Origin of the sequence: Rhizobium sullae (assembly GCF_025200715.1) — a bacterium.
Classification (GTDB): Bacteria; Pseudomonadota; Alphaproteobacteria; order Rhizobiales; family Rhizobiaceae; genus Rhizobium; species Rhizobium sullae.
Window position 1 is genome coordinate 2,221,474 of the sequence record NZ_CP104143.1, and the last position, 22,396, is coordinate 2,243,869.

22 protein-coding genes are annotated in these 22,396 nt (G+C 55.8%); 21 read left to right on the forward strand and 1 reads right to left on the reverse strand.

The features are described 5' to 3' along the window. Nucleotides 1-138: 138 nt before the first annotated feature. Together leuS and N2599_RS11380 are read left to right on the forward strand one after the other, a co-directional pair. Nucleotides 139-2,652 (forward strand): leucine--tRNA ligase, encoded by a 2,514-nt coding sequence (gene leuS, locus N2599_RS11375; RefSeq protein WP_027508399.1) that lies wholly within the window; start codon nt 139-141, stop codon nt 2,650-2,652. A 73-nt stretch (nt 2,653-2,725) separates the two neighbouring features. After that, nucleotides 2,726-3,310, forward strand: a complete 585-nt coding sequence (locus N2599_RS11380; RefSeq protein WP_027508398.1) for a glutathione S-transferase family protein — start codon at nt 2,726-2,728, stop codon at nt 3,308-3,310. 67 nt (nt 3,311-3,377) lie between these two features. On the opposite strand, the gene N2599_RS11385 is transcribed toward N2599_RS11380, so the two are convergent. Continuing rightward, on the reverse strand, nt 3,378-3,974 hold the full coding sequence (locus N2599_RS11385; protein ID WP_027508397.1) for a hypothetical protein: 597 nt from the start codon (nt 3,972-3,974) through the stop codon (nt 3,378-3,380). A 603-nt stretch (nt 3,975-4,577) separates the two neighbouring features. Between N2599_RS11385 and N2599_RS11390 the strand changes: the two genes are divergently transcribed. From N2599_RS11390 to N2599_RS11480, 19 genes are all read left to right on the forward strand, one after another. Further along, nucleotides 4,578-4,847, forward strand: coding sequence for a hypothetical protein (locus N2599_RS11390; protein ID WP_156915210.1), 270 nt, complete (start codon nt 4,578-4,580; stop codon nt 4,845-4,847). A gap of 8 nt (nt 4,848-4,855) precedes the next feature. Beyond that, nucleotides 4,856-5,164, forward strand: a complete 309-nt coding sequence (locus N2599_RS11395; protein ID WP_037141052.1) for a nucleoside triphosphate pyrophosphohydrolase family protein — start codon at nt 4,856-4,858, stop codon at nt 5,162-5,164. 143 nt (nt 5,165-5,307) lie between these two features. Then, the gene (locus tag N2599_RS11400) at nt 5,308-5,634 is read left to right on the forward strand and encodes a hypothetical protein (protein WP_027508395.1); all 327 of its coding nucleotides are present in this window, start codon (nt 5,308-5,310) and stop codon (nt 5,632-5,634) included. A gap of 349 nt (nt 5,635-5,983) precedes the next feature. Continuing rightward, the gene (gene ku, locus N2599_RS11405) at nt 5,984-6,880 is read left to right on the forward strand and encodes a non-homologous end joining protein Ku (RefSeq protein WP_027508394.1); all 897 of its coding nucleotides are present in this window, start codon (nt 5,984-5,986) and stop codon (nt 6,878-6,880) included. Nucleotides 6,881-6,892: 12 nt separating this feature from the next. Then, a complete protein-coding gene (gene ku / locus N2599_RS11410) occupies nt 6,893-7,708 on the forward strand; it encodes a non-homologous end joining protein Ku (protein WP_027508393.1) in 816 nt (271 codons plus the stop codon). Nucleotides 7,709-8,037: 329 nt separating this feature from the next. Next, nucleotides 8,038-8,643 (forward strand): L,D-transpeptidase, encoded by a 606-nt coding sequence (locus tag N2599_RS11415; protein WP_027508392.1) that lies wholly within the window; start codon nt 8,038-8,040, stop codon nt 8,641-8,643. 149 nt (nt 8,644-8,792) lie between these two features. Beyond that, nucleotides 8,793-9,047 (forward strand): CrpP-related protein, encoded by a 255-nt coding sequence (locus N2599_RS11420; protein WP_027508391.1) that lies wholly within the window; start codon nt 8,793-8,795, stop codon nt 9,045-9,047. Between the two features lie 58 nt (nt 9,048-9,105). After that, entirely contained in the window at nt 9,106-10,218 is a 1,113-nt protein-coding gene (locus N2599_RS11425) for a hypothetical protein (protein WP_051336456.1), read from the forward strand. Between the two features lie 95 nt (nt 10,219-10,313). Then, complete coding sequence (locus N2599_RS11430) at nt 10,314-10,556, forward strand: hypothetical protein (RefSeq protein WP_027508390.1); 243 nt, start codon at nt 10,314-10,316, stop codon at nt 10,554-10,556. After that, the gene (gene hxsB, locus N2599_RS11435; RefSeq protein WP_027508389.1) at nt 10,553-11,962 is read left to right on the forward strand and encodes a His-Xaa-Ser system radical SAM maturase HxsB; all 1,410 of its coding nucleotides are present in this window, start codon (nt 10,553-10,555) and stop codon (nt 11,960-11,962) included. The genes N2599_RS11430 and hxsB overlap by 4 nt, the downstream gene beginning before the upstream one ends. Next, nucleotides 11,959-13,047, forward strand: a complete 1,089-nt coding sequence (gene hxsC, locus N2599_RS11440; RefSeq protein WP_027508388.1) for a His-Xaa-Ser system radical SAM maturase HxsC — start codon at nt 11,959-11,961, stop codon at nt 13,045-13,047. Before hxsB ends, hxsC begins: the two co-directional genes overlap by 4 nt. Next, the gene (gene hxsA, locus N2599_RS11445) at nt 13,044-13,661 is read left to right on the forward strand and encodes a His-Xaa-Ser repeat protein HxsA (protein ID WP_027508387.1); all 618 of its coding nucleotides are present in this window, start codon (nt 13,044-13,046) and stop codon (nt 13,659-13,661) included. Before hxsC ends, hxsA begins: the two co-directional genes overlap by 4 nt. A gap of 24 nt (nt 13,662-13,685) precedes the next feature. Further along, entirely contained in the window at nt 13,686-14,366 is a 681-nt protein-coding gene (locus N2599_RS11450; protein WP_027508386.1) for a vWA domain-containing protein, read from the forward strand. Beyond that, entirely contained in the window at nt 14,363-15,133 is a 771-nt protein-coding gene (locus N2599_RS11455; RefSeq protein WP_027508385.1) for a PP2C family serine/threonine-protein phosphatase, read from the forward strand. Before N2599_RS11450 ends, N2599_RS11455 begins: the two co-directional genes overlap by 4 nt. Continuing rightward, entirely contained in the window at nt 15,130-17,040 is a 1,911-nt protein-coding gene (locus N2599_RS11460) for a helix-hairpin-helix domain-containing protein (RefSeq protein WP_027508384.1), read from the forward strand. The genes N2599_RS11455 and N2599_RS11460 overlap by 4 nt, the downstream gene beginning before the upstream one ends. A gap of 47 nt (nt 17,041-17,087) precedes the next feature. Beyond that, nucleotides 17,088-17,756, forward strand: coding sequence for an SH3 domain-containing protein (locus N2599_RS11465; RefSeq protein WP_027508383.1), 669 nt, complete (start codon nt 17,088-17,090; stop codon nt 17,754-17,756). A gap of 203 nt (nt 17,757-17,959) precedes the next feature. Next, on the forward strand, nt 17,960-19,066 hold the full coding sequence (locus N2599_RS11470) for an endonuclease/exonuclease/phosphatase family protein (protein WP_027508382.1): 1,107 nt from the start codon (nt 17,960-17,962) through the stop codon (nt 19,064-19,066). 27 nt (nt 19,067-19,093) lie between these two features. After that, nucleotides 19,094-20,695 (forward strand): right-handed parallel beta-helix repeat-containing protein, encoded by a 1,602-nt coding sequence (locus N2599_RS11475; RefSeq protein ID WP_037141049.1) that lies wholly within the window; start codon nt 19,094-19,096, stop codon nt 20,693-20,695. Between the two features lie 264 nt (nt 20,696-20,959). Further along, the gene (locus N2599_RS11480) at nt 20,960-22,009 is read left to right on the forward strand and encodes a PIN domain-containing protein (RefSeq protein ID WP_027508380.1); all 1,050 of its coding nucleotides are present in this window, start codon (nt 20,960-20,962) and stop codon (nt 22,007-22,009) included. Nucleotides 22,010-22,396 lie beyond the last annotated feature (387 nt).

The window sequence follows — 22,396 nt, forward strand, 5'->3', positions numbered from 1 at the left end:
CAAACTCCAGGGCGCATCGACTTCGTGGCGGCTGCCGGAAATCACCGGAGCACCGGCAGCCGTAGTGGCTCCTGAACCGCCATCAAAATCTCCATCATCAGAAGAGGCCGCCACTATTGACCGGGCGAGGAGCGACGCATGCCATATGATCCACGGGCGATTGAACCCAAATGGCAGGCCCTTTGGGCCGAACATCATACCTTTCGAGCCGAGATCGATCCGGCCAAGCCGAAATTCTATGCACTCGACATGTTCCCCTACCCTTCGGGTGCGGGTCTGCATGTCGGTCATCCTCTGGGCTATACGGCGACGGACATTCTGTGTCGCTACAAACGCATGAAGGGTTTCAATGTGCTGCACCCGATGGGGTGGGACAGCTTCGGCTTGCCCGCAGAGCGCCACGCCATGCGCACTGGCGTTCATCCCGCTATCACGACGAAGCGCAACATTGAGACGTTTCGCGGCCAGGTACAGCGACTGGGTTTTTCCTATGACTGGAGCCGCGAGCTTGCGACGACCGATCCGAGTTACGTGCGTTGGACGCAATGGATATTCCTGAAGCTGTTTGAGCGCGGCCTCGCCTACCAGACCGAGATGGCGGTCAACTGGTGCCCGGCCCAAAACGCCGTGCTCGCCGACGAGGAGGTCAAGGACGGACGTTACGTCGAAACCGGCGACCCGGTTGTCCGCCGTAAGATGCGTCAGTGGATGCTGCGTATCACGGCTTATGCGGACCGGTTGCTAGAGGGGCTGGATGATCTCGACTGGCCCGAGAGCCTGAAGGCGATGCAGCGCAACTGGATCGGACGATCAGAGGGAGCCAAAATCACCTTTCCGATCGACGATGGCGGTGGGACGATAATTACCTTCACGACCCGTCCCGAGACGCTGTTCGGCGCAACCTACATCGTGCTCGCTCCCGAACATCCCTTGCTGGTCACCATGACCATGCCAGCGGCTCGCGCAGCGGTGGCCGCCTATGTCGCAAAGGCGGAGGCGCTGCAGGAGACGGAACGGGTCGATGCTGGTCGAGAGAAGACAGGTGTTTTCACGGGTACCTACGCGATCAATCCCGTTACGAATGCTCGCCTGCCGATCTGGGTTGCCGATTACGTGCTGGCTGACTACGGCACTGGTGCCTTGATGGCAGTACCAGGCCACGACGTGCGTGACCATGCCTTTGCTACCACGCATGGCCTGCCGATTGTTCGCGTGATCGCAGGCGATGGGGATGTCGACAAGGCCGCTGACGACGGTGACAGGCAGATGGTGAACTCCGGTTTTCTGGACCACCTGGGCGTCCTGGAGGCCAGACAGGCGATGATCGCTTGGTTGCGGGCGAACGGGTTGGGCAGTGCCAAGATCACGTATCGCCTGCGCGACTGGCTCTTCTCGCGCCAGCGCTACTGGGGCGAACCGATTCCGGTGCTCCATCTGGCGGACGGTTCGGTGATGCCGCTGCCAGAAGAGTGCCTGCCGCTGCTGCCGCCGGAACTGGATGATTATGCGCCCACGGCCGACGGTGAACCGCCGCTCGCCCGTGCAGAGGACTGGGTGCGCACGACCGTCCCCGGCACCGATTTTCCGGCGTGGCGGGAGACCAACACCATGCCGCAATGGGCCGGTTCCTGCTGGTACTATCTGCGCTTCCTCGATCAGCATAACGAGCGCGAACTTGTTGCGAAAGAGGCCGAACGGTACTGGATGCCGGTCGATCTCTATGTAGGCGGAGCCGAGCACGCAGTGCTGCACCTGCTCTACGCCCGGTTCTGGCATAAGGTCCTCTACGATATCGGGGTCGTTTCAACCGAAGAACCGTTCCAGCGGCTGTTCAACCAAGGCATGATCCTTGCCCATTCCTACCGAGATGCGGCGGGCCGATACTGCGAGCCCGCTGTTGTCGTTGAACGACACGGCCGATGGTTTGCTGGATCGACCGAAGTACATCGCGCCATCGAGAAAATGTCCAAGTCGCGGCTGAATGTCGTCAATCCAGACCATGTCGTCGACGAATTCGGCGCTGACGCGCTGCGGCTCTACGAAATGTTCATGGGTCCCTTGGATGCGACCAAGCCGTGGCAGACGTCGGGCGTCAATGGCGTGCGCCGGTTTCTGGACCGCGCTTGGCGCATCGTCTGTGACGAGACTGACATACTGCACCCGGCGGTGCGGGACGAAACGGCGGACCCGAACATTCTTCGCCTGCGCCACCAAACCGTGAAATCCGTTACTGAGGATATCGAAGCCATGCGCTTCAACACTGCCATCGCGCGGTTGATGGAGCTGTCCAACGCTTTGGCGGCACCGGACGTGCGACCGCGCGACGTCGTGGAGACATTCGTGCTGCTGCTCTCGCCTTTCGCTCCGCACATTGCGGAGGAGTTGTGGGGCAAGTTCGGCCACAAAGAGACGCTGGCGTTCGTTCCATGGCCAGGTTTCGATCCTGAACTGGTTCACGAGGAGACGCGCGAGTACGTTGTGCAGATCAACGGCAAGGTCCGTCATCGTTTCACGGCGACTGCCGAAATGGGAGACGGTCTGCTTGCAGCCGCGCGATCAGAGCCTGAGGTAATGGCGTTGCTCGCTGACAGGGAGATCGTGAGAGAAATTGTCGTTCAGGGGCGATTGGTGAACTTTGTCGTACGAGAGTGAAGTTTGGCGTTTAGCCTCGGAATGCGATGTCCGCTGACCGCCTAATCGCTAACGCCGCTATCGGAAACGAAACATGCTGAAGCTCTTTTTATCTCCAGGCTCAAGTTCGATGGCTGCGCACATTGCGTTGCACGAAGTCGGTGCGGCCTTTGAAATCTGCTCGCTGTCGTTTGCGCGTCGGGAGCATCGTGATCCGGCCTACCTGGCAATCAATCCGGAGGGAAAAGTGCCGACACTGCTTGTCGATGGCAGACCGTTGACCGAAGTGGCAGGAATTCTTTTCTTTCTCGCAAAGAGATTCCCTCATGCCGGACTCCTGCCTGTAGATGATCCCGAGGCGGAGGCTCATGTAGTGTCGTGGATGTCGTTTCTGGCTTCAACAGTGCATCCGGCGCGGCGGAGGGGTGTGGAACATGCGCTCGACGTTTACCGCATCGTCGAAAAACGCCTTGGCGAGCGCCCGTTCGTTGTCGGTTCGAAGATGTCGGTGGCAGATATCCATCTGTTCCGACTGTTCTGGAGGTTCCGAAACTCGGCAAATCTCGCGCCAGGAACGCTGCCGCTCCTGGAAGTGTTTCACGATCGCATGATGGACCGCCCCGCAGTCAGAAAGACTTTGGAGATCGAGGAAAGCATCGGGTATGAGCTGCCCTCCTAAAGGAGTTTGCTGCAGAAGTTCGAAGGACGTCTCAGAAGAGGTCACGGCTGGTGTGGCTTCGTCAATCTCAAGCGGAATATCGGGAATGCCAGTCCTTGAACTCAGCAACGGTGCGGACGCGATGATCCATGACTGCCTCATAGACCAATGCACTCGAAATCTTGTTCGACCCCTCTGGCAGTTCCGCCAAGACGCTTTTGATCTGAAGGATCGTTTCCCGATCTGAGTCCGTGAGGCGAGGCATCAGCGTCCTCAGATGTGCGAGGTCGGGCTGCCTTTCCGGCTTATCGACCAACCAAATATCGATGGTCCACATCGCTTGGTCCGGTGCTCGAACCGATAGCCAAAGATAAAGCCCATCCGGATACTTTTCAGGCTCTGCGTTCCATTTCCCGGTGTCATTTCGAAAGCGCACCGCGACAACGCTTTCGGTCATCTGCATGAGGCGAGCGCCGATACCAGCAAATGCTTCGAGGGCGCGGATATCTAACTTGGGGCAGGCAACTGTAATATCGATGTCGCGCCGGACCATAAGACCCATGGCGGAGCTGCCAACACGGGTAGGATACCCTACATGGGAAAGAAGTTCATCAAGGTGGAGTGCTCGTACGATTTCATCAGCTTCAGTTTGTAATCGTCGCTGGGCTACCAACAGATCGGACATAATCTTCCTCTAATCGTCGTTATTTCAACCAGTTGGGGCAAAGGCGGCATCCCCGTGAACTCAAAGGGTTTTGGCCACTTTGGGCCGAGAGGCTACCTCGACCATATTCGGAACGCGCCAGATGCCTTCATGAGCGAGGCCGTCTCAGAAACAGGTCAAACCATCGAAAGGATAGGAATGACTGTCGGATGAGCGAATGGTGTCATGAAGCAGAGATTTCCCATCGCAATCAAGCTCCTGCGCCTCCGTGGCCTTTGGCTGGCCGACACCGTACTATCCATGTGGAGACATTTGCAGCTTTTGGCAAACGGCGGCAATGGGGGCCGACTGCGGAAGCTTAGCCTTGGTCGGAAAGCGCCAATTGCAGCCGTCGACAAGTTGAAAGAATTTTTCTCTTCGAAGAGATTTGGTAGAGAAAACGCGTATGTACGCAGGCGGCATTCGTCAATTCATGTTTTTGCTTGGGAGTAGCGTAAGTTGAATACTTGATTCTTGTCGCGCCGCGACTGGGGAGGGCATCGTGAGAAGAAGTCAGTCAGGTGCCAATGATAGGGCCCACCTTCTTAAGGCGAAGGTACGCGTTTGCATGGGTATTTACTGAAGATGAATAGTAAAACGAAACCGTACAAATTAGATCAATTAAAGAGGAGAATAGTATTTATTGCCTCAATTTCATATCTTTCATTAGCAACAACAGCGCTGTTGTTATTTACCTTGCCGGAATGGGCGGTTATTTTAATTATAGGCGGATTTGCTGTAGTAACCAGAGCCTTGATTGTAGATATAACATATTACTCATCATGGGTTAAACCATCGAGTCGCTCAGAAAGCAGCGAACACGACTCAAGCGAGGGTAGCGAGAAGAAAAAGTGAGAACGACAATGGCCCGGTACGACTTCAATCACTTGGAAGGTCGCGCGACGAAATTAGTCGAAGCTGGTGAAATCGCTGATGCCATCAAAATATATCTTTTCACGGCGGACGGCGATAAATCCTTGGATGCTGGGTATCTGGGCGAAAAATTGGGCGACTGCTACGAAAAGCTCGGTGACTTGCGCATTGCAGGTTCACGGGCCGAAAGCTCCTTTAGAATCTCGTCTGCTGGGCATCCATCATTTAAACAGTATGCCGCGAAGATTTTGCTTTCACAACTGAGAGCGGCCGCTTCGGTGGAAGGAGACCACAGGTAGCTGCGCGGGCAAGACGAAGCATGGGATGTGGCTTGCTACCTATATTAGGCAAATAGAATATACAATCGAATAGATTAAAGGTGGCCTTCGAAAAGTATCCCGTCACTCGTCGACGGATGCGGCGTCAAACCAGGGAGAGAACGATGAAGACGATCACAGTTTCGGGCTGCATGATGCTAGCCCTCGTATCTGGTGCGTATGCAGCGACCCTGACGGGTGAGCAATTGAAAAGCGAGTTGGTGGGCCACACGATCCATTGGAAGTCTAAGAGCGGATCGGGCATCACAATCTACAAAGAAGATGGAACGATCGAAGCTACGGTCGACGGGGACAAGAACAGCTACACAGGGACTTGGCGCATCAAGGGGAACCAGATGTGCGAGAAGTTCGCCAAGGAAGCATGCGCGACGATCAATTCGCTTGGAGGAAAAGACTACTCCAAGAAGGGCGGCACACTCACGGTTGAATAGGACACCAGAAATTCTGGGACTTATGGAGCAAGTGCCACAAATATCCGGTCAACGAATTTCGTGCGCTCCTGATTGCATGGGGATAGCGGCAGTGGCGGGCAACGCCAATGTCCGAGGTCTTCCTACGACTTCAAAACCACGGACGACGTATGGTCTGTGCCAAACAAACGTCCGCTTCGGCCGACAACGGTAATGTCCAGGGACAAGCACGTTCCGGAGGTCGCTTCTGCAAGACAGTTCGTTCCGAGGAAGCAACCCGGCGAAAATCTTAAACCGAAGTGCTCCGATTCGGAACGAATCGCCAGCGAAACGATTGATTCGTGACTCAGTGATTCGGGAGTAAAGCGTCATGCCAGGCGGTCACCGCGCTCAGTGGAAAGGATTCATAAAATTCGGCCAAGTGAGTTGCGGGGTTGGCCTCTACACGGCCGCAAGCACCTCAGAGCGCATTGCCTTGAACACTGTCAACAAGGCGACCGGCAATCGGGTGAACCGCCAGTTCATCGACGGCGAAACAGGTGACCCCGTGCCGCGCGAGGCCCAGGTCAAGGGGTTCGAGATCGAGAACGGCCAGTACATCATGATCGATCCCGAAGAAGTGGCAGCCGTCATTCCGGAGAGCAACAAGACCCTGGAGATCGAGGCCTTCATCCCCTGCTCCGACGTCGACGACGTCTATTTCGACAAGCCATATTACCTCACGCCGACCGACAAGGTGTCGGAAGATGCCTTCGCCGCCCTGCGCGACGGCATGCGGAAGTCGAACGTCGCTGCAATCGCGCAAACTGTTCTCTTTCGCCGGATGCGGACCGTGCTTATTCGTCCTCATGGAAAGGGGCTGATCGCGACCACGATGCATTACGACTACGAAGTCCGGTCCTCGGAAAGAGCTTTCGAGGAGATGCCCAAGATGAAGATCGCTGGCGAAATGCTCGATCTCGCCAAGCACATCATCTCAACCAAGAAGGGGACGTTCAATCCCGCCGAGTTCGACGACCGCTACGAGAATGCGGTCGCCGAACTGGTGAAGGCAAAGATGGAGGGCCGTGCGCTTCCGAAGAAGAAGCCGGTCAAGGTTTCCCAGCCGAACAACCTCCTTGCGGCACTGCGCGAGAGTGCCGGGATGATGAAGGCGACCGACAAGCCAAAGCGCACGGCCGCCAACGCGAATGCAAGCGCAGGGCGTCGCCGGGCATCGCACTCGAAACCCGCTTCCGGCGCTGCCGCTCACCGCAAGGCCAGCTGAGGAGGATCGGTCATGGCACCACGTCCATACTGGAAGGGCTACCTGAAGCTTTCGCTGGTCACCTGCCCCGTTGCAATGTCCCCCGCTACGTCGGAATCCGAGAAAGTCAGGTTTCACACACTGAATAAGGCGACCGGCAATCGTGTCGTATCGCAGTACGTCGATTCCGTTACCGGAAAGCCGGTGAAAGACGAGAACGAGGCGAAGGGATACGCCCGAGGTGAAAATGACTACATCATCCTGACGGACGATGACCTGGATTCCGTCGCCCTTGAGACCGTGCGTACGATCGACATCGAGAAGTTCGTACCGCAAGACAGCATCGAATGGGTCTACCTGGAAAAGCCGCACTACCTGATGCCCGACGATCCGGTCGGACAGGAAGCGTTCGCGGTCATCCGCGATGCCATGGAGGCCGACAACGTCGTCGGCGTCTCACGACTGGTGATTGGCCGCCGCGAGCGAGCCGTCGTGCTTGAGCCGCGCGATGAAGGCATCGTACTCTGGACACTTCGTTTTGGCGACGAGGTAAGGCCGGAGGAAAGTTACTTCGAAGACATTGACGAAGAAGCGGACCCGGACCTAATTCCGCTCGTGCAGCAGCTGATCAAGCAGAAGACGAAGAAGTGGTCGCCCGCCATGGTCAGCGATCCGATCCAGGAAAGCCTACTGAAGATCATTGCCGAGAAGAAGAAGGCTTTGAAGCCGAAGAAGAAAGTGGCGAAAGGCAAGGATGAGGCCGAAGCCAAGGGTCCGAACGTGATCAACATCATGGACGCCCTTCGGAAGAGCGTGGAGGCCGATCTCAGGGGGCGGAAGAAGGCATGATCACATTGGCACGGTCGATGTCAGGTTCTTGTCGTCGCTTGTGAAGCCTGTGCACGCAGCGAGGAAGTCGACCGTCAGGTGCTCGTTAAACAGTACGGCGCAAGTATCTCACTCGCAAAGTCCCGCAGAGCGACTTTGGGATGCGCACGGATGAATCAGCCCGATGGCATTGATCGATGCCAGCTGGGCGATCTCGGCGAAAGCGGAAATGAAGGAGGCGGTTCGATCCCGAGCGACAGTACCATTTCGATTTTCTTGCGAGCCAGCGGCCATAGTACCGCCACGGAATTCCGCCCAATCATGCCTGTATAACAAGCGGATGGCGACGAATGAGATTGCTGGTTCTCCTTGCTGCGGCTCTCTTTCTGACAGCGATGCATGCCCAAGCCCAAGTTTACGCGCCGTATGATGGATACGATGAATACGACGGCTATGGCTATGAGGACCCTTACAGCCCCTATCCCCCTCCTCCCTACTACGAGCCAGAACCTGGCTATCGGGAACCTTTGCAAGAACGGCGGGAACCATCGACGCGAAGCACGAGGGGAACCATCGTAATCGCCACACGCGAGCATATGCTTATTTACACGACGTCATGGGGTGAACAGTTCGCTTACCCCATTGCCGTTGGCCGTGAAGGCAAGAAATGGTACGGATCAACTCGGGTGGTTTCTAAGCGAGAGCATCCCGAATGGCGGCCGACGGCGAGCATGCGCCAGAAGAACCCAAGGCTTCCAGCGGTTGTGAGGCCTGGCCCCGCAAATCCGCTTGGAACCCGCGCGATTTACCTTGCCGACGGACTACTACGCATACACGGCACCAACGACCCCTCCTCCATTGGCACCAATGCATCGAGCGGCTGCTTTCGAATGTACCGTCAGGAGGAGCTTTACGAGATGGTACAGCCCGGAACGCAGGTCATTATCCAGCGATGACCAAAGTTTAGGTCGCAGCTCATACTCCTTGGTTCGAACGCCTAACCAGTCGATATCACTGAGGTTAACCCAACTTCTACTATTCAATTAGCGAGACCTTGCATACCAACCCTCGGATGATAGCATGATGGCACAGTGGGGGACGAACTGTGACCATCGAAGAACTTATTGACCTGCAGGAGGCCGGTTCGAGAGCGCGAGTGCTCGGGCTTGCATCGCACGAAAATCCATACCTGAAGCCAGGTCGAACGCCGACCAAGGACACCATCGCTCTCGAAGACTGGATCGCTCGCCACGACGCCTGGAAATTTGGCTGGGAGGCCGAAAACGCCAGCCGTGAAGGTAAGATCGTCAGCTTCTTCTCGAATATCGTCCGGCCGAACAGACGTCAGGTGCTCGGCTAATGAGGCTCAACGTCTATTGTGCGCTTAACTGCTTATCTCCCCTAGTCGCGGAATCGTCATGCATCTGATCTACGCTGCCGTGGCAGCGCTGTTTGCAATCTTCTCGACCACATCCCTTTCAGCCCAGTCCATTGAGGGCTTCCGTTTGGGAGACGACAAGGGGGTGCTGCAGCGCCTCGGTACTGCGGCAGCGATTAAAGCTGATGGTGCCTTCACCACCCTGACTTTCCATTTGAACAATCGCGTTGATCTCGACGTGACCTACCAAAAGCCATCCAACCGGCTCGTGGCACTCCTGGCATCCTGGGACGGAACCGGCGACGGTCCTTCCGCTAGTTATGAAGGCTTCACTTTCGGAAAGACCTCGCTCGCTGACCTGCGATCGAAAACGGGAGCGAGCGGCATTCTTTACCGTGCAACGCCGCCGGTTGTCGCGTCATTATCGGGGACGATTAAGATCGTGAGTTATTACGATGTGAGCGCGACCGACTACGTCGCGACCTTTGTCACGTCGATCAGCCGCGATGAGGCCAAAAAGCTACAAGAGCAATATAATCAAGATGCATATCGGAATGCCGGGACATCTGCCAAGCTGAGCGCCATAGGAATTTCGCGACGAGAGTACCTAGAGAAGAGCCAGGGGTCAGATCGAACCATCGACATCGGGTATAAGCCTATTTCCTGGACATCCTCCGATCTTGCTCCTGCAACGCACCGGTCTATATCCCTGGCGAAGATCAAGCCGTCGCAGCTGCCGGTATTCCGCATTTACTCCGGCCCTAACAATTTCCCTGACTTCAGCGGCAGGGATAAGGAGTTCAGCAATTTTCGCACCCGCATCACGAATGGCATGACCGACGGCCCCTCGTTCGCCGGGGAATATTCGGTTATTCAGATTGGTTGCGGGACCGGGTGCTCATTCGCTTACATCGGCAACAATCGCACGGGAGAGGTACACGAACTTCCGGTCGGAGGCGAAGGCAACGTGTATCTCACGCTGAAATACCAACTCGATAGTCGCCTGATCGTCGCTCAGTGGGGCGATTACGATGCCAGCAAATGCTACGTGCAGTTTTTTAGCTTGGACGATGATACCTGGACAGACCTCTTGAAGCACGAGGTAGGTCCACTGAACAACTGCTACAAGACCATCGCCGAAAATGTCCATTGAACCTCGCAACCATCAGAAGATTTAGCGATTGCTGGCGCAATTTTAGCCAGATAGATTTCGCTCAGAGACCGCACAGCCCCAGCGTGTAAGATGCCATGAACTTTGAGATTGCTCCCGAGCTGATGCCCCACGTCGCCGAAGCGACCGTGCGCTTTCGTTACCTGATTCCTGGATCGAATGTGGCAATCGCTGGGGATATCGTAACGATCGATGGGGAGACCGGCGTGTCCGCTGAGCAGCTTGAACAGCAGTTCCTGTACTGCCTCTATCGCCAAAAGATTTATAGCGAGACTCTGTCCTTAAGGCGCACGCTGCTCGCCGGTGTGACCGGCCGATGACAGTCTTCCCATTACGTTTCAGGCCATCTCGATCCGGCGACTTGCTCTTTGCCGACGACGCAGGCACCTACTTCAAATCCGACAATGACTTTCTCACGCGCTACGCGCTCGGTCGCCTGACCGCAGAAGATAAATTTTTCTTGAACCACAACGGCCATGCCTTTGAGGAAGTTGGTGATCTCGCATACGCGGGGTTCGAGCACAGGTTTGCAAGCCGTCTCTACACCCCTGGCCAGCTGGACTACGTGATCCTCGTCCCCACACTACGCTGCAACCTCGCTTGCGGTTATTGTCAGGTCTCACGGGTCAACGAAAACACATCCGGATTTGACTGGGATGAGCCGACGCTAGACGCAGGCATTCGCTTTTTGAACGGATTGTCTACCCGAAAAATCAAGATCGAGTTTCAGGGCGGTGAGCCTACGCTGCGGCTCGATGTGCTCGACAGGGTTCGCGACTTTTGTCTGACGAAGTTCGAAACCTGCGAGTTCGTCGTTTGTACGAACCTGCAGGATATGAGCGAAGACGCTTGGCGGTTCTTGGAATTGCCGGACGTATTCGTCAGCACGTCACTTGACGGTGATATGTTCACGCACGAAAGTCAGAGGACTTTCAGCCCCGATAAAACCCAGGCGTTCTCATCGAACCTTCATCGCGCTCTTGAACAGTTGGGCAGTGACAAGGTGTCCGCGTTGCCGACGATCAATCCACATCGTCCACCGCCAACGCGATCTGTGATCGAAACCTACGCGTCCCTTGGAATGCGATCGATCTATTTGCGGCCCATAAATTTTCAGGGGTTTGCTCGTAAGAAGTTCGACGCGGCGGCGGCGGCCGAGGTCTGGAACGTCTATCATTCGGCATTTATCGACGACCTCATCGAGTACAACTGGACAGCTAACCTCGCTGTGGAGGAATACTATTTCGTCCACTGTCTTCGCCGGGTCCTGAGGTCAGGACACAACGGGCACGTAGACCTCAGAAATCCGAACATCGTTGGTCACGGATACCTCGTCGTCGACTACGACGGCAAATTTTACCCAACGGATGAAGCGAGGATGGTCACCCGCGTCGGCCAGTTTGATCTATCCATGGGCAACGTCTTCGACGGGATTGAGCGAACGACTATCGATACGTTGAACTCGGAAGCTCTAAACAATTATCACCCAGACTGCCTGCACTGCCCTTATCAGCCATTCTGCGGCGTCGACCTCATCGACGATCTCTCCCGCTATGGCCGGATCGATATGCCAAAGCACCTAACTGACTTCTGTCAGCGGCATACGCATATCTTCGATAAAATTTTCTCAATGATCTACTCCGACGATCCGAAGGTCAGGAAATCCATGGCAATCTGGGCTGGTGTTCCTCACTTCGATGAGGCTCTGGCAAGGTGGCATCGATGATCAATCTCCGGGTCAAAATCGATCCCCTACCGTTGGACGAGCCCATCGTGGTTCGGCTGCGCAATTCACTTTCCAACACCCCGTCCGAGGCCGACGCGATCCTGATCGCTCGCGATGATGGTCGCCTGGAATATGACTTCCACGGCTTTTCCCTTGTGATCCATCCGGCAGAGCCCGAAGAGTACGACGGCGACGTCATCCTTGTCTTGCCTGGTCAAGCGACCGCGCACAGGCTGATCCGCGCTTCGTCGCAGCACAATACCTTCCTCGTCACCGAACAATGTGACCAGCTCTGCGTTATGTGCTCCCAGCCGCCAAAGCGGCATCATACGGACCTGTTCAGTCAATTTGCTGAAGCAGCCTTGCTTTCACCCAAGGGAGCAGTGATCGGAATCTCAGGCGGAGAGCCCCTTCTCCATAAGGATCGGCTCTTCGAGATGTTGCGCACCGTGACCGCTGCGCGACCGGACGTGACCTTCCACATCTTGACCAATGGGCAGCACTTTGAGGCATCCGACGTCGCTGAGCTGTTGGAAATCGGAACAAGTCGCATCTTGTGGGGTGTGCCCCTTTATTCCGCCCACGCGGACACGCACGATAAAATCGTCGGTAAGGCTGGTGCATTCAGACGGCTTGAGAGGGGGCTTGGCATCTTGATGCGCTGCGGGGCGTCCGTCGAACTGCGGACAGTAGTGATGCGACAGAACGCTTCGGACCTTGCCGACCTAGCAGATTTCGTCTTCACCCGTTTGAGTTTCGTCCACGTTTGGGCTCTGATGCAAATGGAACGCATCGGCTATGGCCGGATGAACTGGACCAAGTCGTTTTTCGATACATCCTCTGACTTTCTGCCAGTTGCGACGGCTATCGATCGAAGCGTGGCCCGAGGCACATCGGTTGCATTGTATAATTTCCCGCTTTGTTCGGTCCCACCTGAGTATCGCCCTTACGCTCCTTCAACCATCTCTGATTGGAAACGGAAGTATCTCGATTTTTGCTCGGGGTGTGGCTCTCGCGCAGCTTGTGGTGGTTTTTTCGAATGGTATAGTCACAACGAGGGGTTCGCTGGGCTAGGTTCAATATGAAAAAGAGGCTGTTTTTAATTCCGTCGTTTTTTGCGGCGGGCTTCCTGCCGTCGAAGGCAGATGCAATGCTTCCAGGCGACCTCGTCGCAAAGCCAAATCCGGTGCCGTCGGTGCTTGAGCGACTGAAGCTCAAACATATCTACACGCTAGCTGGCCACCGTTCCCATAGTTCCCATCGATCGCATTCGAGCCATCGTTCGAGCAGCGGCGGGGGATACAGCTATCGAACGTATAGCTCGCCGACCTACACACGTCCCTCGACCGTTTACACTGCACCAACGTACACCGCGCCTGCTCCGACCTACATGCCACCCGCCCCGGCTCCCGCTCCTGCTCCGGCAGCACGGACGCCTGCCTATGCGGTTGCACCGGCTGCACCGGCACTAGCAGCACCTTTAAAGACCTTACCCGGCAACAGCGAGAAGTTCACCCGCATCGTGATGCGGGTGCAGACGGCGCTGACCGCTTATGGCTATTACTCCGGTCTGATCGACGGAAAGGTTGGTCCAGCCTGCAAGACCGCGCTACTCGCCATGCAGACAGACTATCGCCTGCGGGCGACGGGGACGATCACCCCCGAGGTTCTGGACGCCTTCGGTATCGCCGCGAACTAATCATTTCCATCAACGAGGTTCCCAATGACCAATCCTTTCGAGCAGCAGCCATTTGAAGGTGCCGAATTCGTTGACAATCCGGAACCGCGCTGCCCGTGCCTCCTGCTACTTGACGTTTCCGGCTCAATGAACGGGAAGCCGATCCGAGAACTGAACGATGGCCTCGTTCAGTTCAAAGATGAGCTTTTTGCTGACGCTCTGGCAGCAAAGCGCGTTGAGGTCGGGGTGGTCACCTTCGGCCCGGTAAGCATCGTCAACGATTTCCAGAGCGTTCAGAACTGGTATGCGCCGAACCTTGAATCGCACGGTGACACGCCCATGGGTGCCGCGATCGAGCAAGGCTTGCAGCTGCTCCGTGATCGCAAAAACCAGTATCGTCAGAATGGCATCTCCTACTACCGTCCCTGGGTATTCCTCATCACCGACGGTGGCCCGACCGACGCTTGGAAGAATGCCGCGAGTCTTGTGAAAGCCGGTGAAGCTGAAAAGGCCTTCTCCTTCTTTGCGGTTGGTGTCGAAGGCGCGAATATGGAGGTGCTTTCACAGATCAGCACCCGTGCGCCGCTCGCCTTGAAGGAACTCCGCTTCCGCGATTTGTTCTCTTGGCTGTCCAGCTCCCTCAGCTCGGTTTCCCAATCGAACCCCGGCGATGCAGTTCCGCTGTCGAACCCGGCAACGCCGGATGGGTGGGCCTCTATTTCATGAATGGCACATGGCGATGGGCGGGAGCCCGTTCGATCGGCACGTCCCACATAAAGAAAAATGCGCCGTGCCAGGACTACGCCTGCGCAAAAGAGTTTCTCACAGGCGACGGCTCGGTAATGGTAGCTGTCGTTTCCGACGGTGCCGGAAGCGCCTCTTTGGCGGAATTTGGCTCTCGCACCGTCTGCATCGCCTTTCTCAAGGCCTGCCGCCAGTTTCTCGTTCGATCCTCGCTCGCAGAGCTGGACGAGGATGTCGTGTGGGATTGGATCGACACAGTGCGGGAAGCCATCAATCACAAAGCCAAAGCTGCTGAGGCTCGGCCGCGAGATTTTGCTGCGACGCTGGTTGCGGTACTTGTTGGAGATCGGGCGTCGGTCGTCATTCATATTGGCGATGGAGCCGCAGTAATCCGGCGCTCAGCTTCAGAAGAATGGGAGGTCCCGTCCTGGCCCTATCAGGGCGAATATGCATCTACCACATCGTTTGTGACCGACGATCCCCAGCCTCGCCTTGAGGTCGTGGTGGTCGAAGGACAAATCGCGGAGTTTGCAGTCTTCTCAGACGGCATAGAGCGTCTCGTCCTCGATCACATAGCCAAGACCGCCCATGGCCCTTTCTTCAATCGAATGCTCGCGCCCCTGAAACTGTCCTCGGCCCGCTCCGTCGATAAGGAGCTTTCCAACGCGCTTCGGGCGTACCTCGACAGCCCAAATGTTTGTGAACGGACCGACGATGACAAATCTTTGATCCTGGGGCTTCGAACGTGACTACGGTAATTTCCTCTGATGGCCGCCGATTGACGCTGGGCGCGACGTTGGGCAAGGGTGGTGAAGGCGCGGTCCATCACATCGCTGAAACCGCAGACCTCGCTGCGAAAATCTACAATCCAGGCAAGGCGAAAGACAGGCGCGATAAGGTAACTGCGATGGTGGCAGACCGGCTGCATGTCCGGTCCGATTATGTCGCCTTCCCTATCGATACCCTCAAGTCACCATCCGGTGAGTTTCTGGGTTTCACAATGAAAAAAGTCGCCGGGTATAAGAGTGTCCACGACCTCTACGGTCCTGGCAGCCGAAAGACCGAGTTCCCAACGGCGGACTCGCAGTTCCTTTTGCGGTCGGCGATCAACTTGGCCAGTGCGGTCGCCAGCATCCATGCGACCGGGTGCGTAATCGGGGATATCAATCATTCGGGCATCCTTGTCAGTAACAAGGCGCTGGTCACACTCATCGACAGCGACTCCTTCCAGTACCGTTCTGGATCGACAACATATAGGTCGCTTGTCGGCGTAGCAGAATATACCCCGCCTGAATTGCAGGGGGCGTCTTTCGACAAGGTGGATCGCACGCCAAACCATGACAACTTCGGTCTCGCTGTCCTGCTCTTCCAGCTTCTATTCCTTGGTCGCCATCCCTATGCTGGCAGGTACCTGGGCAAAGGCGACATGGACATCAAGACGGCGATAGGCGGTGGGCGCTTTGCCTACAGCTCACGCAAGTCGGAAACCATGATGGAGCCGCCGCCCTTTGTGCCAGGTCTTGGCGATTACGGTGACGACATCCGCAGAGCATTCGAGGCAGCCTTCATGCCGCCTGCCCGACAACCTGGAGGTCGGCCCGCTGCCGCTGACTGGGTGAGACTACTCAAGAACGCCGAAGCGATCTTGGCAATCTGCACAGTAGACAAATCCCACGCGTATAAGCGAGATGTTGGGGCTTGCCCTTGGTGCAAGCTTGAGCACTCAATGGGCAGGTCCCTGTTCCCAGCCCAGTTCTCTCCGACTGCTCCGATCATGGACATCGGGCAGCTCCTGACCGCTATCAAAACAATGCCAGCTCCACCTTCTCCGCCTAACCCGGAGTCGGCGTTGGGTCCGCTTCCCCAACTCGCCATGTCTTCGGCAGGAAGAGGTGCTCGCAGCGAACGAAATCTAACCGTGCTCGCTGGTCTTGGGGCGATCGTAGTGGGGCTTTATCTTATGTCGCAGGTCAGCGGCTTCTGGGGTCTCGCCTTGGTAATAGGCGCGGGTATCGTTGCCGCAAGATCGCTCGACCTGAAAGCAAAGTTTGCCACCGAGCATAACAATGCCAAATCGGGCTGGGAGGAACAGAAGAAAATATGGCTTAGCAAGGCAGGGCCAGAAACATTCGAAGCACGGCGTAGCCATTATCTGTCCCTTGCGAACGCTCACTCGGCCCTGCCCACCAAAGAACGGGAAAAACTCGCTGCGCTGGAGCAGAAGAAGAGGCAGCTGCAGCTTGAAAAGCACATGGACTCGCACCTTGTCGACCGGGCCAAAATCCCGCGCATTGGCCAGGGACGAAAAGCAACGCTTGCGTCTTATGGTTTCGAAAGCGCGTTGGATGTTCGGCAAAGGTCTGTGACGGGCGTGCCCGGCTTTGGCCCGTCACTTGCTAGTGACATCGAGGCATGGGCGCGATCTGTTGAACGCAAATTCGTGTTCAATGCATCGATACCGACAGACCCACAAGCCGTTCAGGCGGTCAAATCCGAGATTGCCAAGCAGAGAGCTGAAATTGAACGTGAGCTGTTGAAGGCTCCGGTCGACTTAAAGCAGATCGCTGACGCCGCCTCAGCACTTCGCGTCAAGCCGCCGCAGCAACTTGTCGATGCTTACACACGCCTCAAACAAGTCGAGTTGGACATCGGTTAGGGGGACGAGTGTCTACATCTTATAAGGGCTTCTGGATAATTATCGGCATGACTGTCGGCGCAGTCGTCATCGCGCAGTCGACGGCGAAGCCTCGCCACTCGTCGAACTTCGGTCGTTCGGGTTACAGCGAGTCTGGCAGCGCGAAGTCTGTTTTTCCGAGTTCTTCGTCCCCGCAGTCATCAACAACAGCATCCACCCCAATCACGCCCGAGCCAACCGGAACCACCCTCTCCCCGTCGGCTAGTCAGCCTGAGGAAAACCTTTCAGTTTCGGCCGATCCGTCAAAATCCGCCGTTGAGACACGATCGATCGAGCCCGATTTTCAAGCGGCCTTCGACAAGGCAATGGAAATCTCCCTTGCTGTTCCCCCTGCCGTGAAGACACAGATTTTAAACGAACCCGCATCTTCTTCGGAACCATTTCTGCCGCCCTTGGAAAGAAAAGAGGTTTCTTCGTCGCCTAGAATATTCGATGAACCGCCGCCGGTCGCCTCAAGTGACGAAAATAATATCCCCGCTTCCGTCGAGCCGTTCGTGACGACGACCGACCTCAACCTGCGCGAGGGTCCTGCACCTGCCTATCTGAAAATCGAAACCCTTGGAAAAGGGAGCGGACTGACGGTATTGGAAAGACAAGGGAAGTGGTGGCGTGTGAAGTCCGCCGCCTCCGGCGCGGAAGGTTGGATCAACGGGACCTTCGTAAAGCCGAAAACTTGAGCCGGATCATAAGGCTGGGGGACAGGGTGCTCGCTCGGGCCCGATCATCGCGCGTTTAATCACTGCAAGCGAATAATACCAATTATAGTCTTGTCGCCTTGGTAGTTACAGCCTTGAGAAATTCACGTTAGGCGAGTAATATCGCTTGGGCATCCAAAAATCTACATCGCATCCGCATTTCGCAAACTTGAGGGGTTATCGAAATGAACTGCTTGCGTTCGCTTCTTCTCGCGTCCGGTGCGTTGCTTGCAACCAATACCTGGGCTGCCGACGTCAAAATAGTCTCCTGGAACATCGCTGCGTCACCTTACGAGAAGCTTCTCGTACGAGCGTCCGACTACAAAAAGATGGCGGACACCCTCTCCCCTGACGTGATCGTTTTGATCGAGCTGACCGGGCGGCCTGACATCAAGGCAATCGCCGAGGCCATCGGGTGGCCGACGTACTATGCAACAACGTCTGATGGTCAGGTCCAGGGCGACGAAATCCATGCAAGTCTGGAAGTCGGTGTCCTCTCGAAGATACCGATCACTTCGGTCATCGAGTTCGATCCCAAGCCCGAAGGCCGCACTGTCCAGGTCTTCACGAACTCCAAGCCAGATGGAGACAGCTCGATACCCGTAAGCGAGATGCCGCTGAAGGGCATCGACATGATGGGCTTGGCGGCTACGGATCGAGGAACCTTGCGTGTTGACCTGGCAAACGGTCTGACCCTCTTCCCGGTTCATCTGAAATCCAATTCCAATGACGCTTGCTTCGCCGCAGGCGACGCAATCAAGGGTTTGAAAAAGCTCGACCTACCTCCGGCCCCTGCCCTTCAAAGCATTCTGGACAACGGTTCAGACGTGAAGGCCAAGGCAGACAAGGACAACGCCTTCAAACGCGAGCGAGTGATAGCAGCGACCAAAGTGGTCGCCGACCACGCTGTTGCCGATGGCCGTACGGTGTTGATCGCCGGGGATTGGAACACATCCTTCGAACCAGGCAAGTTTGGCCAGTCGTTCGACGATTGCCAACTGGCAGCCTTCACTTGCGCGAAAGCGCCCTTTCCTGCCAGCACTTGTACGGGTGATGGCTTCGACGACACCTTTGCGGTAATGACAGTGCCGCTGGCGGGTAGCCAAAAGTGGACGATGCTGACGAAGGACCTTGGCCGGACTTTCAAGGACACCGAATTCGCGGACAAAGCAATCGACCATATATCCGCACCGGCCGCCCAAGCTGCGTCTTTTGCCGCGCCAAAAGTGGCATCGGATACATTCGGCTCCGATCACTTCCCAATTTTCACCGCCTGGACTGCCGGTCCCTGATCGCCCGTTCGAACGGAGAAAACCAGCATGGGAAGATCGCGCGACGCACGTCCCGACAACGTGCACAGAAAGGTTCGACAACTTACAGCGGGCGATAAGCTGCACTTGACGAAGGGGGACTACGGAAAGCCCATCGTACTGTCGTCGCTTGCCGGGAGCGAATCCGACCCGATCATCATCTGCGGTTCCGGTGCGGTGGTCGGACCGAAAGTCAGGTTTGAGGAGTACAAAGAAACCGGCAACAGGCTCGCCGCCGCGCAAGAGGCCGGAGGTCGTTTCCCTGGTCTCTATTATCTTGCGGACAATGGCGCGTTTGTCCTGAAGAACTGCCAGTGGGTCACCATCGAGAACTTGCATTTCGAAGGTTGCTGGCCGACAGCGATCTATCTGGAGAACTGCCAGCACATTACAATTCGCGGGCTAAAAATCAGCGGTGGCACCTTTGCGATAGGTGCCACGGGTATCAACACTCGGCATATACTGGTCGTCGATTGTGATTGGGTGCAGGACCCCAGTGGAAATGGCTGGGAAATATGCGAGGCGATCCGCTGCGGACGAACAATCGAAAAAGAGCTGGAAGGCACTCCATCGCGGCTTTGGCGAGATATAGATTGGGAGCAAGTGCATGGCGAGCGTCAAGAAACGGGAAAGCTGGTCAACGTCGAGAGCGACGCGCGGGCGTATGACGGCGACTTCTTTCGCGCCTGGAGCATCGCAGGTTACGTCGTCATCAAAAACAACATCATCGCTGACGCCTTCAATGGGATTCACTTTTTCAACCAGGTGGCCGAGCCCATTGTTGAGAGCTGTTCGCGCAACGTATTGATCGAAGGAAATTGGTTCATTCGCATCCGAGACAATGCCATTGAACCCGAGCACTTTGCCTGGAACTGGACGGTCCGGCACAACGTGATCGTCGATTGCTACGTGCCGTTCTCGCTGGAAATGGCACGCTCCGGCTACTTCTATATCTACGGAAACATCGGTTGGAACCTGCGTAAGCCCGGTCCCGAAGAAGACACGCACACCAGGGGTCAGTTCTTCAAATTCCCGACAGAGCACGTCGCCGACGGCCCCCACTACGTCTTCAACAACAGCTGGGTGCTGCGTGCACCGCTGGCGAAGAAGAAGCGCTTCTCGAATTTCGTGCACGTCAACAATGCAATCGATTATTACGAAACCGATCCGTCAGTGACGGCACCATTTGGCAAGAATTTCGACGATTCCGCTCCAGCTGGATCACAGAAGGAAGAAACCCTAAATTTTGAGGGTGAACACTTCACGAGGGCATGGCAGCACCTTGGGATCAGATTCGATGGCGACGTGATCAATCATCCATCGTTTCGCGGCGTATTGCGGGAGGCAGGTTTTCCAATCGGCCCTGACGCCAAGGGCCAATCCCCCAACTTCGCAATTAAGGTGCAGGGGCTTCCACGGGGTTTGATGATTGATAGCTGGATCGACGCGGTTGACCTCACCGTGCTGCGGCCCGATGGCACGATGGCTACGGCAGTCGATGCCACTAGGCATCAGATAGGTGCTTGGCAGGGAAACGATCTCATCAGGATGGAAGACCCGCTGTTCTGGTCGTACTGGCCAGGCCGACACGCACGTAGCGAGGTCTCGTGAAACGCTTCAGATTCCTGCTTGTCGTCGCGCTGGCGATAACCGCTTTTCTTTCGCAGGCAAGCGCGAAGAAGCCGCGCAAGTCGCTTCCGATTGCTGCATCTTCGGCGTACCCGCCCACGTCGACGGCTTGATAAATATGCCCAATCTGCTCCGTCAGATCGGTCGATGAAATCCAATATCTCGCCCCGTAAACGCCTCACCTTTTTTGCGGGTATCATATTGTCCGCCAGGCGTTAAAAAGGCCTCTAAAAACAGGAGCGAGTCGTGAGTTCTAAACCCACCCGTCAGGAGGTTCGACCTTTAAAGACCAGACACGTATTTCTCGATACCGAGGTGTATAGGCGGGCAGGATACAACGTCCGCAACAGCCAGTTCAAAGTCTTTGGAGATTATATCCTCGCAGGGAAGCTTGTCCTTCACACGACAGACATCACGTACGCTGAAGTCAGCCGCCAAATTATGGAATTGGTTTCGGAACGCGCCGCGCGGTTGAAGAAGATTGCCCATGACTTTCAACGCATGTCCCAATTGAGCAATGCCTTTCCCAAGCTTTCGGAAGTCGATGAGAAGGAGTTGGGCCAGTCTCTCTGGAAAGCGTTCCTCGACGTCATTATCAACGACTTCAACGCCAACCACATTTTGGCGCAGCAGATACCTGTTCGCAGGATTTTCGAGAAGTATTTCGCTGGCGCTGCCCCATTCGCAAAACGAGGCAGTAAGGAATTCCCGGACGCATTTATGGTAGAGGCGCTTGCGGATTTCTGCGCCGAAAACTCCGCAAGAATGTATGTCATCTCAGGGGATGCGCAGCTCCGTTCCGCCGCAGGATCGCACCCCGCGCTGATCCCTTTAGGTTCCATTGATGACCTTTTGGCGTCGTGCGCTGCCGAAAGTGACATTGATCTGGAGCCCTTAGTAGACCAGCTTTTTGAGCATCCTGGATTCGATGATCAGCTATTTGAGGTCTTGTCTAACGAAGCGCCTTATCTTGAAGGCCTCTATTTCGGCGATCTAACAGACGGGAGCGTAAAGGACATCTGGCTTGATGAGATTTTGGCGGTTGACGGTTATACTCTCGCGGCAGTCGATGACATCTTCGTTTCTCTCATTCTCGATGTACCATGCGTCCTACAAGCGTCGGTAGACTATATTTACGAAGACCCCGACGTCGAAGAGGGCGACGCTCAGTATGTGACGACCGCAACAGACTCGATAAGTGGGAATGTGCATCTCAAGGTTTACTTACGCATCGACACCTCAACCGCACGGTTTGTCGAGAAAGAGCTTCTGACAAAACGTGCAATTTTCCAATGACGATGTCATCCGGAACAAGTGTAGTCGCTCCGTCGATTTGGGCGATGGGCTCCTACGCGAAAAAAATGTCAACGCCTTTGAACATGCGACGTCGCTTCTCAAAACGGAGCATGATGCGGTCCCATCGTTTCCTACGGCAGTCGTATCGACGATAATAAGTGCGGTAAGAAGTATTGTACCACGTCAATCGTCCACTCTTCCGACCGCTGCATGGGTATCCTATGTCAGCGGGACGACGTTTCGATCCGGCGTAGGCGCGATGGCGTGGGCATTCGACTTTTTATGATCAGAGCCGCCTCTAGCATCCATCCTCGTGTGCCACCACGTTCCAACATGAGTGAGCCTTTTTATCAGTTTGTTTACCAAACGCGGTACAATGCCAAACAT

Coding starts and splice junctions, on each gene's coding strand:
- leuS (WP_027508399.1), top strand. CDS start 139: ATGCCATATGATCCACGGGCGATTGAACCCAAATGGCAGGCCCTTTGG.
- N2599_RS11380 (WP_027508398.1), top strand. CDS start 2,726: ATGCTGAAGCTCTTTTTATCTCCAGGCTCAAGTTCGATGGCTGCGCAC.
- N2599_RS11385 (WP_027508397.1), bottom strand. CDS start 3,974: ATGTCCGATCTGTTGGTAGCCCAGCGACGATTACAAACTGAAGCTGAT.
- N2599_RS11390 (WP_156915210.1), top strand. CDS start 4,578: ATGAATAGTAAAACGAAACCGTACAAATTAGATCAATTAAAGAGGAGA.
- N2599_RS11395 (WP_037141052.1), top strand. CDS start 4,856: ATGGCCCGGTACGACTTCAATCACTTGGAAGGTCGCGCGACGAAATTA.
- N2599_RS11400 (WP_027508395.1), top strand. CDS start 5,308: ATGAAGACGATCACAGTTTCGGGCTGCATGATGCTAGCCCTCGTATCT.
- ku (WP_027508394.1), top strand. CDS start 5,984: ATGCCAGGCGGTCACCGCGCTCAGTGGAAAGGATTCATAAAATTCGGC.
- ku (WP_027508393.1), top strand. CDS start 6,893: ATGGCACCACGTCCATACTGGAAGGGCTACCTGAAGCTTTCGCTGGTC.
- N2599_RS11415 (WP_027508392.1), top strand. CDS start 8,038: ATGAGATTGCTGGTTCTCCTTGCTGCGGCTCTCTTTCTGACAGCGATG.
- N2599_RS11425 (WP_051336456.1), top strand. CDS start 9,106: ATGCATCTGATCTACGCTGCCGTGGCAGCGCTGTTTGCAATCTTCTCG.
- N2599_RS11430 (WP_027508390.1), top strand. CDS start 10,314: ATGAACTTTGAGATTGCTCCCGAGCTGATGCCCCACGTCGCCGAAGCG.
- hxsB (WP_027508389.1), top strand. CDS start 10,553: ATGACAGTCTTCCCATTACGTTTCAGGCCATCTCGATCCGGCGACTTG.
- hxsC (WP_027508388.1), top strand. CDS start 11,959: ATGATCAATCTCCGGGTCAAAATCGATCCCCTACCGTTGGACGAGCCC.
- hxsA (WP_027508387.1), top strand. CDS start 13,044: ATGAAAAAGAGGCTGTTTTTAATTCCGTCGTTTTTTGCGGCGGGCTTC.
- N2599_RS11450 (WP_027508386.1), top strand. CDS start 13,686: ATGACCAATCCTTTCGAGCAGCAGCCATTTGAAGGTGCCGAATTCGTT.
- N2599_RS11455 (WP_027508385.1), top strand. CDS start 14,363: ATGAATGGCACATGGCGATGGGCGGGAGCCCGTTCGATCGGCACGTCC.
- N2599_RS11465 (WP_027508383.1), top strand. CDS start 17,088: ATGACTGTCGGCGCAGTCGTCATCGCGCAGTCGACGGCGAAGCCTCGC.
- N2599_RS11470 (WP_027508382.1), top strand. CDS start 17,960: ATGAACTGCTTGCGTTCGCTTCTTCTCGCGTCCGGTGCGTTGCTTGCA.
- N2599_RS11475 (WP_037141049.1), top strand. CDS start 19,094: ATGGGAAGATCGCGCGACGCACGTCCCGACAACGTGCACAGAAAGGTT.